Raw genomic sequence first — 12,296 nt, forward strand, 5'->3', positions numbered from 1 at the left:
CCGGGCCCGGCCCGACTTCAGGCGCCACTATAGGCACGGCATGAACACGGCAGCTTCACAAGTGCCGCAATCTCTTTACGTAGTTTTACGAATGCCAGATCACTCGGCACTCGGCCTAAATTGCCAGTCCGGGCCGGGCGCTGAACCTCCGGCTCCGAGAGACCAACGGGGATGCGTTACCAGCCTGTTTCCGCCCGCAGGCGGGGGCGGGCCGGCGACTGCCGACGGAACGGGGAGGCAGCATGACTTGGCCGGAAGTCGATCGACAGGATCACGAACGTTCGCAACCGGAGCACCACGGACCGCAGTACAGACGGACGGCGGCGCCCCCACCGCGGACCGCGGCGCTTCCGCGGCCGGCCGGGGACCTGCGCGCGGCGCAGCGGCCACCGGACGCGCACCGGCAACCGGAACGGGAGCGGCAGGGGCAGGGGCAGGGGCAGGGGCAGGGGCAGGGGCATCGTCGGCGGCGGGAGGCGGGCGTGCCGGACGGCGTCCCGGCGGTTTTACCGGTCATCGGTGAACTACCGCCCGGTGGCGGATCGGCCGGGTCGGGCGCGGCGGAGCGGAGCGTGCCGCTCGACGAGCCGGGAGTGCGGCCCCACCCGCGGGACGTGGGCCACAACGCGACCCTGGTGGACGTCACCGGCGCCGAGGAACTGCTACTGGAGACCCTGGCACGCCACCCCGGCGAGGTGCTGTGGATGGGCTCGGTGACCTCGGGCGCCTCGCCGCTGCTCGGACTGGTGCGGAAACTGGGCGCGGAGATCGGCGCCGCCTTCGGTCTACGCGCGCTGATAGACCGCGACTGCGACGTGGCGACGGTCGCGCCGTGGCTCACGGAATCCCAGCGGGGACCGGAGGTGCGCACCGCCCCCTCGATTCCCCAGGACCTGCTCGTCGTCTGCCGGCGGCTGGCCGTCGTCTCGGCCGGCCGGTACGCGGACGAGCCGCTGCTGTCGGTCGTCGGCGAGCCGATCGGCGTCCGGATGATCGGCGGGCTGTTCGAGGCGGTGTGGGCCGGGGCCCTTCCGCTGGAGGGGCACGACCGGGTGGACGGCATGGTCCTCGACGACGTGAAGAGGGCCATCCTGCACCTGATGGCGGAGGGCGCGAAGGACGAGATGATCGCCCGCCGGCTGGGCGTCTCGCTGCGGACCTGCCGCCGTCATGTCGCCGAGATCCTGGCCAACCTCGGTGCCTCCAGTCGTTTTCAGGCCGGGGCCCGAGCCGCCCGGCTGGGCATGGTCGCACCCGGTTCGTGCTGCTCTCCCGGGCACTGACCGACCGGACACCCCGCAGGCAGCGGTGCGGCTCCGGCCCGGGGCCCGGCGCCGCCCGGGTCGGCCCCCGGGTCCGGTGGTGACGCCGGCCGTCCGACTCCCTCGCCCCCGTGCCCGACCGTGCGAGCACGGGGGCGAGGGCCATCCGCCCCTGCCCCTCGCCGTCCCTTCCTTCCCTCCGCCGATGCCGTCGGCGGAGGCAAGGAAGGGACGGCGGCGGCTGCGGCGACAGCGACGGGGGGCCTGTTCCTGCGCGTACCGGCCGGGTGTTCGGGCCGCGTCCGGGTACCCGAGGGGCCGCGCGTACGGGCCGGGCTCCGCCGCCTCCCGGCTCCTCGGTCAGCCCGGCGCGTCGCCCGTGACGAGCAGCAGCAGCGCCGCGAGCCGCGCCTCCTGCGCGGTTCCGGCCCCCAGCCTGTTGAGGGTCATGTGCAGATGCGACCCGAGCACCCCGAGTGCCCGCTCCCGTCCGCCGGTGGCGGCCCACACGTCGACCGCCGCGCGCAGCGGCGTGGCCCATACCTCCCACGGCGGCCCCGGATCATCCATCAGCCTCAGCAACTCGGCTTTGGCGCCGCGTAGTTGATCGGCCTGAGCGCGCAGCGCGTCCGGCGGGCCCGCGACCGGGGACGGCGCCGGGGGCGCGGAGGCCGCGCCGGGAGGGCCGGGAGGTGGTCCGCCGTCCCGGTCGTGCGCGGACAGCCAGGCGGCCCAGCCGTCCCGAACCGCTTCGAGGAACGGCCTCCTGTCCTGTCCGGGCAGGGCGGAGGTGGCCGCCGCGGTCGCCGCCAGCGCCTGGCCGAACACCTGGCGCCGGGTGCGGGGCTCCCGGCAGGCTCCCAGCGCGAGGACGCTGGAGCGGTGGAAGAGGTCCTCGCTCAACGGCATCAGACCGGCGCCGCCGTACCGCCCGTTCTCCGGAACGTACGCCGCCCGGACCACGCCGGGCGGCAGCAGCACGCCCTGGTCGAGCGGCCCGGCCCCTTCGCCGGTCCTGGCCAGCGAACCGACCGAGGAGGCGTAGTCGGCCTGCGTCAGCCGCCGCTCGGCGGGAACCTCCGCGTCCACGGCGTCCGCCGCCCGCCGCAGGGTCTCCGTCACACCCCGCGCCTCCTCGTCGCCGAGCCCGGCGATGCGCAGCCGGAGATGCGGGCCGCCCTGCCAGTACCGCACGAAGAACCACGGATGTTCCGAATCGTCGCCCTCCCCGGCGGCGGTCGGCGCCGGTTGCGGGGCCGGAGCCGGCGGTGTCGGGACGGGAGCGGGGGTCGCGTCGGTGGCGGCGCGCGGCGCGGACGCGTACCGGGCCACGGCGGGTGCCACGCCGAGCACCAGCGCCCGGTCCGTCACATCGGTGCCCCAGGAGGGCAGATGGAGATGCCAGGTGCGCCATCCCCGGGGCCCGCCCCGGGGCGTGCGCGCGGGCGGGGCGGATCCGGTCCCGGAGCTCCGCAAGGTGCCGTCCTCCCTCGGATCGGATGTCATGTCACGTCCTCAGGTCGAGCATCGGCTCGGCGAACCGGGAACGCCCGCACACCGTCATGAAGACCGGTACGGTCCGCCGGTCCAGCCCGGCCAGCCGCTGCACCCGGAACTCGTCGTACGATCGCGCCGGTCGCGCGTACAGTCCCCGGGCCGCGGCGGCGAGTTGGAGTCCGTGGGCGGTCCAGCCGCACCACAGGTTCAGCAGCGACCAGGCCACCGGACCGAGGTCGTCCAGCAGGGCCCGCACGTCCACCGCGAACGTCCACGCCATGGAGGCGTGCCGCAGCCCGCAGTCCGTGCCCGGCGACATCGGGTACCCGAAGGCCTCCTGGAGCAGTGCCATCACCCGCGGCTCCCGGCGGACCGACCGCACCTCGCCGTCCACGACCTCGTGGTATCCGGTGTGCCGGTCGCCCACGCCCTGCAGCGCCACCAGCAGTCTCACCCGCCGCCCCACCTCGACCAGGGCTTCCGCCGGCGGCGGCACCCGGGTCCAGGCCACGGCCTCCCGCAGCGCCTCCTCGGGCAGCCGGGTGGGACGGCCGGAGAAGCCGGACAGCCGCCCGGGGACCCGGCCGGCCGTGCGGTTCCACAGCACCCGGTCCCACCGGGGCGCCGGGGGCCCGCCCGTGCCGTCCCGCCGACCTGCTGCCGCGTCCGCGCCGGCAGGGGCGCCCGGGATCCCGCACGCGATGGGTCCGCCGCCCGGGAACGTGCCGTCGCCGCCGGTCGCGTGGCCGGTGCCGCCGACGCCGACGGCGCCGGTTCGGGTGCCCGGGGCGCGTGCTTCCGGGCGCGGTGCGGGTGCCGTGAGCCGGTGCCCGGCGACCTCGTCCGCCTCGTCGAGGGAGGGGTGGGCGGAGGCGTCGGCCAGCAGGGCGTCGAGCGCGCCGTACGCGCCCGGTCCCGCGGCTCCGCCGGGCAGCGGGCACCCCCCGGCCGGCGGCACCACGTCCCGCAGCGCCACGCGCACCGGGGCCGACCAGCGCCCGGGTCCCGTCGCCCGCACCATCCTGGCGCAGGCGGCCGCCTCGGAGGAGTCCAGGAGGAGTTCGGCACGCGCCCCGAACAGTTCGGCGGCCACCAGCAGACTGCGGAGGTTGATGCCGGTCTCCAGGTCGCCGAGGGCCGCGCGGAGCCTGCCGTAGGGCGTCGGCAGGTCCGTGTACCGGGCGGCCAGCACCACGTCCAGGTCTCCGCGCGGGGTGGGCAGCGCCGCGTACGGGACGTCCAGGTCGACCAGCGCGTGCCGGTACGGGTCCAGGTAGGCGGCGCCGTGCCGGGAGAGGGTGAGCGCGTGGACCGGGAACTTGCTGCGCACCGAGGCGACGGGGCGGTGGTCGTTGAAGCGGTTGGACGGCTCGCGGCGCTGCAGACCGAACGCGGCCAGCAGCAGGTGCCCGGCGCGGTCCTCGGGGTCGTGGGCGCCGACCCGACCGTGCGGGTGGTCGGCGCCCCCGAGCAGTTCGCTGGTGCCGTGCGGCAGGGGGGCGCCGAGACCGCCGCGGGCCGCTAGGGGCGGCAGCAGTGCGGTCGTGGCTGCGGCGTCGTCGATCTCGATCGGCCCCCCGAACAGGGACTTTCCGGGTCCCTGGCGGTAGGCGAAGCGGTGGACGGCCTCGACGGTCAACTCGACTCCTGGGAGGGGGGAACGGTGGTGCCGTCCGGGCGGGCAGCGGGCCCCGCCCGGTCCGCGGACCCGGCGGGCCCGGGGTGGTCCGCGGACGCGTCGGGCCCGGTCGTACGCGCGGGCGCGTCGGTGCCGGTCCGGCACGCGGAGGCGTCGGAGGGGTTCCGGCATGCGGAGGCGTCCCGCGCGGTCCGCTGCTCGGACGTACGGGGGCGGGTGGGGTGGCGTGCCCGCGCCCACCGCGGGGGTGCCGCCGCCACGGCGGTCACGGGAACGGGTGCGGGTCGAGGCGGTCCACCCGGGATCCGGCCGGGGCCGTCTCCCGACGCCCTGCCGGGGACGGTACGCCGGGCAACGGCCCCCGGGCCGGTCCGCCGCCCGGCCCCGCATGCCCCGTGACCACGTCGACATCGACATCGACATCGACGTGGGCGTGGGCGTCGACGTGGGAGTCGACGTGGGCGCGGGCGGTCGGCTGCCCGGGGCGGTCGTACGGCGGCACGAGCGCCGGCTCCGTCTCCGGCAGGCCGTCCAGGAGCCGGGGCAGCCCGGTGAACCGCTGGTGGACCTGGCCGAAGCACATGGGCACGATGCCCGGCACGACCGCCTTGACCACCGCCAGACCCGCGTCGGCGTGCTCCGGCGTCGTCTGGTCCACGAGCAGCACGTCCGTCAGTCCCGCGTCCGCGTACAGTTCCGCGACGAAGCCGAGACCTCGGGTCACGTCCCCGCGCGCGGCCCGCGCGTACACTCCGGGCCAGTCCGGAAAGGCGTCCGCGAGCGGCAGGAGCGGACCGCCCAGCACCTCGGTGACGCGCGGCAGCAACCGCGGGTCGGCGTTGCGCCGCGGATGGTCCATCAGGTCGTCGACCCGGGACCGGTCGCCGACCATCGGCTCGATCGCCGCCGGGTCCCAGGTCAGGCCGGTCTCGGTGAGCTGCGCCAGCTCCCACAGGGCAGCCCGGACCGCGGCCTCCGGGTCCGGGCTGCCGCCCGCGGTGCTGAACGCGGCGGGCAGCGCGCGGTCCGGGCGGAGCGCCAGCGCCCACACCACGGGCACCGCGATGTCGGCGGTGGCGACCAGCAGCCGGATCTCGAACCCCCGGGCCCTGGCCATGCGCAGCAGCAGCCGGCTCTGCGGGTCCCGCACGGTGTCGGGGTCGATCTCGGGCAGCGGGCGCCGCCGGTGCCAGGCCAGCAGGAAGGCGTCGCGTTCGGCCAGTTCCAGCAGCGAGTGCAGGGCGGCCTCCTCGTACGACGAGCCCAGCGCGCAGCCGCTCGACGACTCCAGGACGTGGTTCAGGCGCCGGTCGCCGGGCTCGCGCGGCGGATACCGGTACTGGTAGAAGCCGGCGTCGGCGGGCACCAGCAGGGGGCGGCCGTCGCGCATCCGGTGGGCCCACACCCAGTCCATGGGGGTGCCGGCGTCCCAGGGCCGCACCCGGGACAGCGGATGGGCGAGCTGCGCCTCGGTGTAGCCGCCCAACCGGGCCGGGTCCAGGGCCCGTTCGCCGAGCTCGGCCAGGCTGCGGCCGGTGACCGGCCGGGTGCCGTGGGGATAGCCGGCCATCCGCTCGTAGGCCTCCAGGTAGGCCACCGCCTCGGCCTCACCGTAGGTGCGGGCCCGGCCGTGCCCCGCCGGGGAACCACCCAGCAGTCGGACCTCCGACATGGCGAACGGCACGTGCGCGTCGCGGCTGACCCGCACGGCAGGACCGAAGCGGGAGTCCGCGAGGGCTTCCCTCATCCGGTCCGCGTCCATGCCGAACGGGGCACCGGCCCGGGTCGGTACCGCCGCCGCGGTGGGCCGGGGCCGCAGCCGCGGCGCCGGAGGCGGCCGGAGCGGGTCACGGGGGGCACCGGGCGCTGCGCACACCGGGCAGCGGTAGGTGCGCCGCAGCCGGTGGCGGCGGACCGCCCCGTCGGCCCGCAGTACCGCCAGTTCGCCCGGGCCCAGGGGCGCCGCCGCGACCACGGTGCCGTACACCTCGACGGCGTGCCGCAGCCATGGCGGCCGGGGCGGCACCGGACGCCGTCCCGGCGGCCGGGGCGGGGCGACGGCACCGGAGGCCGGGGGCGCCGCCGCGACGGGGGCCGGGGGCGCGGCCGTAGCGGCGCGTCCGGAGCCGGCCGACGGGGCCGGTCCGGCCGGGGCCGGCGCCGAGGCCCCCGACTCCGCGGCTCGGGACTCCGCGGCTCGGGACTCTGCGGCTCGGGACTCTGCGGCTCGGGACTCTGCGGCTCGGGACTCTGCGGCTCGGGACTCCGCGGCTCGGGACTCCGCGGCTCGGGACTCCGAGGCTCGGGACTCTGCGGCGAAGCGGAGGAGTTCCTCGCCCTCCGGGCGGTGGCGGTGCGACCGCCGGGTGACGAGGCAGCCGGCGCACGCGGGTGGCGTCCCCGCACCGCCCTGCACGGCGGGCGGCAGCCACAGCGGGCCCACCAGCACGCTCCCGGTCTCCACCCGCACGGACAGCAGGCCCGTCCCGCGCAGGCGGGCGGTGGCCAGTGCCGACTGCTCCCACTCCTGGTCGTATCCCCCGCTGACGGCGACCACGCCCACGTCGGGATGCTCCGCCCAGCCGCTCCAGTCCCAGCCGACCGGCGCTCCCGGACCGGCAAGCACCTCGGCGGGCGACCGCAGTGCGGCGGTGCACGGTGCCGGGGAGGTCGGCGGGGAGGTGGGCGGGGTGGGCCCCGCCGCGGCGGTCAACGCAGCTCCAGGAGACCGCAGGGCAGCAGCCGTCCGGGCAGCACGCCGTCGCCGGTCAGCCGATGCGCGGTCAGCGTGCCGCCGAGCGCCGCGCCGCCGCGGGCCAGGGCCGCCGCCCGCTGCGGGGCGAGCGAATGCAGCACCCAGGTGCCGGGAGCGTCGCCCCGCTCCGGCGTCCACCGGCCCCCGGACTGGACGCGGGCGCAGCACTCGACGAGCGCGGCGTGCACGGCGGACTCCCGTCCGGGGCCCCACTGGCGGCCCAGCACGGCGCCGTCGGCGTCGCGCACCGCGGTAGCGACCCACCAGCCGAGGGGTGGGATCCGCCGGACGTCGAGTCGTACCGGCTGTTCGAAATGGTCGAGCAGCGCTCCCCACAGCGCCTGGACCTCGGGGTGGGTGACGGAGTCCCAGTCCACCGGTTCCGCACCGGGGGCGTCCCGGTGCGGGACCGGGGCGAGGCGCAGCAGGCCGTCCAGCAGCCACTGGTGCTCGGTGGCACCCGCGCAGGCGACCGGGCCGCCGGAGCCCGCAGGGTGCGTCCCGGGCACCACGACCGAGCGCAGGCCGTCGAGCAGCGCCTGCACTCCGGCCACCGCCCTGCTGGGTCCCCAACCCAGGGTGGTGCGCCCGGAGTCGATCCAGCGCACGGAGGCGACGGAGACCGGCACCTGCTCCACGTCGAGGTCGCGTTCGAACCGGGCGGGACCGGTCCAGCGGGCGGTGAGCGGCCCCGACGCCGCGTAGGCGCCGGTGGGGTCCGGGGCCGGCGCCCGGCCGTCCGCGAGGTCGGCCAGCAGCGCGCCGGCGTCGACGCGCCGCCACCGGCCCGCCGCCGGGCCTCCGCCGGAGCCCTCGGGGGCCCCGCGCCTCCCGCCCCGGTCCGGCTCCCCCTCGGAGGGCACCGGCATCCGCTCCGCGGACGTCGGGCGGGGACCGCTCGGTGGGGCGGTGCCCGTCACGGGCGTGCGGCCGATGCCGTCGGGACCGGTTTCGGTCCGGTCGTGCGATCCGCTGCGGATCCCGACCCGGTCGTCCGAAGCGTCGCCGGCGGCCCGGTCGTCGGCACCACCGCCGTCCGCCCGGCCGTCCGGACCGCCGCCGCCCTCCTCGGTGGGCTTCTCGGTGGACTTCTCGGTGGACTTCTCGGTGGGGTCTACGGCCTCTCCGCCGTCCGGGGCCGCGGGGCGCACCCCGTCCGGTCCGGTGAGGGGGATGCGCCGCGACTCCAGGGCGTGGCCCCACACCAGGGTCAGATGGGGTGCGGCCGCGGGTGGGCTGGGGGCGACGCCCGGGGAGTGTCCGGAGACCTGGTCGGCAGGGGGCTCGCCCGGGCTGGTGCCGGAGCCGTCCGGTGGGGAGGTGCCGATGCCGGTGAGGACCTCCACGCAGGCGCGGGCGGCGAGTGCCCCGGCCAGTACGGCGCTCATCGGCCGCGGCGTCCAGCCGGCGGGTTCGAGCGCGGCCCAGGCGGCGGCCCGCCGCAGGGCCGCGGCCGGGTCCGCGGACCCGCCCCGGGGCCCCGGCGTGGCCACGGCGGCCAGATCGGGCCGCGCCACCACGACCACCACGGGATGGCCGGCCGCGGATGCGGCCCGCCAGACGTCGGCCTCGGCGGACCCACCCGGTCCGCGCGCGTCCGTGACCCCGTCCGTGCACCCGTCCGCGTCCGCCTCCACGGGCGCGGGCACGCCCGCATCCGCGTCCGCGACCAGGACGGTCACGTCGGGGGCGGATCCCTCCGCAGGGGCGATGCCCGGCAGGACGCGCACCCGTTCCACTCCGTGGACGGCGAGACCGCGCAGCAGCGCCGGCACCGCAGGGCCGGCACCGCGCACGTCCACGGTGGCCGAACGCAGCACGGCGAACACGCCGTAGGGGTCGTCGCTGTGGTCCTCCAGGAACGCCAGGACGTCGGCGTACCGCTCGGCGGTGCCGGGGTCGGGCTCGGGGGTTCCCATCGCGTCCAGGTCCAGCAGCACCCCCTGGTCCAGCAGGGCGCGCAGGATGCGCGCGAGGACCGGACGGGACTCCTCGGTGCCTTCGGCCGCCACCAGTTCGTCCAGGCAGGTGCCGTCCGACAGCGGGCCGAGGTGCCGGTCGAGGAGGGTGAACAGGGCGGGCGGACCGCCCAGCACGAACGACCGGCGGCCGTGCGAGAGGTGCACACCCCGGGACACCGGCGCCAGATGGGCGCCGGGGCGCAGCTTCACCCAGGTGCCGGGGCCCGGGTGGTCAGGCGCGGCCCCGCCCGCGGTCCGGCGGTGAGCCGTGTCCGCGGCCGGTGGAACCGCGGGGGCCGCCGCCGGTCGGGCCTCGGCCTCCGTGGGGCCGCCCCCGGCGGCGGGCGCGACGGTGGTGGACGGGGTGGTGGTGGACGGGGTGGTGGGCGCGGTCATCGTGCGGCCCCCTCGCGCCCCGAGGCCGCCAGGTCCCCTGCGGGCTCCAGGCCTCCCGCGACGTCCCTCCGATCCGGGCCCGGGGACGACTCCTCCCGGCCCGCGGCCTCCTGATGTCCCGTCACCCCCTCCGGGGCGGCGCGGCCGGCGCCGGACGGGGCCGGGGCCGGGTCGTCGGACTCCCCGGCGGGCAGGTCGTACTCGACCGCCCACTCCACCGCGTGCCGGCCGGGCCGGACGCCGGGCAGGGCCTCCTCCAGGTAGCCGGGGCTGCGGCGGTCCAGCAGCCGGGGCAGCACCCTCGCCGTCAACGCACTGCCCAGGTCCAGGTACTGCGGCTTGTCGCGGCGCCGGGACTTCACGTAGGCGCGCACGCCGTCGTCGCCGTCGCGGGACGGCAGGCCGCCCAGCGGCGTCTTGGCGACGACCTCCTCGGGTACCTCGTGTGCGGCGCGCCACTCGGTGAGCGCGATCAGGTGCTCCGCCTCGCTCAACGAACCGGCCGCCGCGGGGAAGTCGTCCCCCGGGTACCAGCGGCGACGTCCGAGCACCACCTGTCCGGCCGTCAGCCGGGGCAGGGCCATGGTGCGGTCGGCGGGCTCGCCGGCCCGCAGCCGCCGGGCGCGTACACCGGCCAGCGGATCGAGGGTGACGCGTCCGCTGTCGGCCAGCCACATGGCGATGCGGAGCGGCTCGGGAAGCAGCTCCGACCATTTCATCCCGCAGGTCACCGGGACCACGGTGCGTCCGTCGCGGTCGGTCAGGGAGAGGGTGTCGGTGGCCGGGTCGTGGCCGAGGCGGAGGCCCGCCCAGCCCTCCGGGGTGACGGTGTCCGGCAGCAGGCGGACCCGGTGGTTGATGTTCGCGTTGTGCAGACCGTGGTCCTCCAGCACGATGCCGCCCGCGCTGCCGAACTGGCGCAGCACCCGGGCCGCGGTGCGGTCGGCCGCGTCACCGCCGAGTTCCCGGTCCGGCCCCAGGAAGCGGCTGCCGAGCAGGTTCCGGCCGCCGTAGCAGTCGTTGAGCACCAGCCGCCCGTCGACCGGCTGCACCAGCATCGCGTACGAGGCTGCCCGGCGGCGGAAGTACGCCGGCATCCGGTCGGCGAACGCGGCCAGCGCGGCCGGGTCCAGGGCCGCCTCCGGCGCGTCCTCGGCGTCGTGGAGGGTCCGCAGCACGTGGCCGACCGCTTCCCGGCGCAGCGCCAGCAGTGCGGCGAGTGCGCCGTTCGGCGGGCCGAAGTCGTCGGCGGTGGCGGCGCTCAGCGCGGTCTCGCGCCGGTAGACCATGGTGACCAGATCGGCGGCGGCGTCCAGCAGGTCGACGCGGGCGCCCGGCCCGAAGCGGTCGACGAAGGCGGTGCCCAGCAGGGCGCGCACCTCGTGGTGGCGGTCGAAGAGGGAGAGGAACGAGGTGACGTCGGCCAGGTCGGTGAGGGCCGCTCGGTATCCCTCGTCGGTGACCTGTGCGGGCGGCAGCACCAGGTCCTCGTTGACGTGCAGCCGGGCCGGCCGGATCGATCGGGCGTTGAGGTCCCGCTCGGCGCGGTTCAACCGGGTCAGCGCGGCCACCCGTCCGCTGACGCCGCCGGTCGCCAGGTCGCCGAGCGCGCGTTCGGCCTCGTCCAGGGCGGGCAGCGCCTCGGGGTCCTGCCGCCGCAGGACGGCGCGGGCGGCGGGCAGCGGGTCGGCGAGTTGCTCGTCGAGGGCCGGGCCGGGCCGGAGGATGCCGGCGGCCAGTGCCTTCGCCAGGAAGGCGACGGTGGGGGCGGGCGCCAGGCCGAGTCGTGCGCTCAGTTCCGCCGCGAGCGCCCCGGTGCCGATCGGGCCCAGCGCGGTGAGGGTCAGCAGCAGCGACAGCGGCCGGGTCAGGGAGGCGCTGACCAGGTTGGTCCCGGAGGACGTCCGGCGCACGTAGCGCACCTCGGAGTCGTCCGCGCGCAGCGTGCGGTTGCGCTCGACGACCTCGGGCAGTCCGGCGGCCCCCTCCGCCTGCCAGGGCCGCTCTCCGGTACCGGTGATCACCGCGCCGAACAGCGCGCGGTCCAGGGAGACGAACGCGCGCGCCGACCGGCGGTCGAAGTCGGCCGCGTCGAGCCTCCGTCCCTGCGGCGCCCAGTGGGCGAAGCCGACCGCGGTGAACCGGGACAGCGGGCTGGTGCGCACCATGGCGCGGGTCAGGTGCTGCAGGATGCCGCGCTCCGACTTGCGCAGCCGGGCGGAGGGTGCCGAGTAGCCGGAGCGGTAGCGGCGGACCGCGTCCAGGACCTGGGGCGAGTTCAGCGCCAGGGAGAGCTGGAACGGTTCGGCGGCGCACAGTTCGGCGAGCACGGACCGCTCGTGGGCGACCAGTTCGGCGTGCCCGGCGGTCAGCGCGGCCCGGGCGAGCTGCGAGCGCTGCCGGTTGTCGAGCCACGCGGTGACCGTCGGCGGCCAGTCGCCGGTCGTGAGGGCGGGCGCCGGATCGCGCTGGTTGTGGATGTCCCGGCGCAGTTGCAGCGCGCGGTGCCGCTCCCGGCCGGCGGCCCGGCCGGCCACCTCGTACAGCTCGTCGCAGGCCTGCTCGGCGAGTTGCGTGCCGACGGTCCCGGCGGCGGCCAGTGCGCGCAGGGCGACGGTCAGGCCGGGGGCGGCGAGGCGGCGGCCGGGCAGCGGGTTGACCCGCAGCAGCAGGGTGTCGGCGAGCACCGGGCGGCGTACCCGGGCGGGCACCGCGGGCTGCGGCTGGGCGGTCGACTCGACGGAGGTGTCGACGGACATGAGGGGCGGTCACCTTCCTGTGCGGGC

Annotated in this window: 6 protein-coding genes; 1 reads left to right on the plus strand and 5 read right to left on the minus strand. The window is 77.3% G+C overall.

The window, feature by feature from the left end; translation table 11 throughout:
- The first annotated feature begins 572 nt into the window (after positions 1-572).
- Positions 573-1,283: a LuxR C-terminal-related transcriptional regulator gene (locus tag ACL02U_RS04095; RefSeq protein WP_412789220.1), complete on the plus strand. Its 711-nt coding sequence runs from the start codon at positions 573-575 to the stop codon at positions 1,281-1,283.
- A gap of 339 nt (positions 1,284-1,622) precedes the next feature.
- On the opposite strand, the gene ACL02U_RS04100 is transcribed toward ACL02U_RS04095, so the two are convergent.
- From ACL02U_RS04100 to ACL02U_RS04120, 5 genes are all read right to left on the minus strand, one after another.
- Positions 1,623-2,768 carry a lantibiotic dehydratase C-terminal domain-containing protein gene (locus ACL02U_RS04100; RefSeq protein WP_412789221.1) on the minus strand — a complete coding sequence of 382 codons (1,146 nt, stop codon included), beginning with the start codon at positions 2,766-2,768 and terminating at the stop codon, positions 1,623-1,625.
- A gap of 1 nt (position 2,769) precedes the next feature.
- Entirely contained in the window at positions 2,770-4,398 is a 1,629-nt protein-coding gene (locus tag ACL02U_RS04105) for a hypothetical protein (protein WP_412789222.1), read from the minus strand.
- 265 nt (positions 4,399-4,663) lie between these two features.
- Positions 4,664-7,111: a YcaO-like family protein gene (locus ACL02U_RS04110; RefSeq protein WP_412789223.1), complete on the minus strand. Its 2,448-nt coding sequence runs from the start codon at positions 7,109-7,111 to the stop codon at positions 4,664-4,666.
- Positions 7,108-9,510 (minus strand): hypothetical protein, encoded by a 2,403-nt coding sequence (locus tag ACL02U_RS04115; RefSeq protein ID WP_412789224.1) that lies wholly within the window; start codon positions 9,508-9,510, stop codon positions 7,108-7,110. The genes ACL02U_RS04110 and ACL02U_RS04115 overlap by 4 nt, the downstream gene beginning before the upstream one ends.
- The gene (locus ACL02U_RS04120; RefSeq protein WP_412789225.1) at positions 9,507-12,269 is read right to left on the minus strand and encodes a lantibiotic dehydratase; all 2,763 of its coding nucleotides are present in this window, start codon (positions 12,267-12,269) and stop codon (positions 9,507-9,509) included. The genes ACL02U_RS04115 and ACL02U_RS04120 overlap by 4 nt, the downstream gene beginning before the upstream one ends.
- Positions 12,270-12,296 lie beyond the last annotated feature (27 nt).

The organism is Streptomyces sp. MS06 (genome assembly GCF_047200655.1).
In the GTDB taxonomy this organism is placed as follows: Bacteria; Actinomycetota; Actinomycetes; order Streptomycetales; family Streptomycetaceae; genus Streptomyces.

What these genes read in the sequence shown, in the direction of transcription:
- ACL02U_RS04100 (WP_412789221.1), bottom strand. Translation starts at nt 2,768, where the DNA reads ATGACATCCGATCCGAGGGAGGACGGCACCTTGCGGAGCTCCGGGACC.
- ACL02U_RS04115 (WP_412789224.1), bottom strand. Translation starts at nt 9,510, where the DNA reads ATGACCGCGCCCACCACCCCGTCCACCACCACCCCGTCCACCACCGTC.
- ACL02U_RS04120 (WP_412789225.1), bottom strand. Translation starts at nt 12,269, where the DNA reads ATGTCCGTCGACACCTCCGTCGAGTCGACCGCCCAGCCGCAGCCCGCG.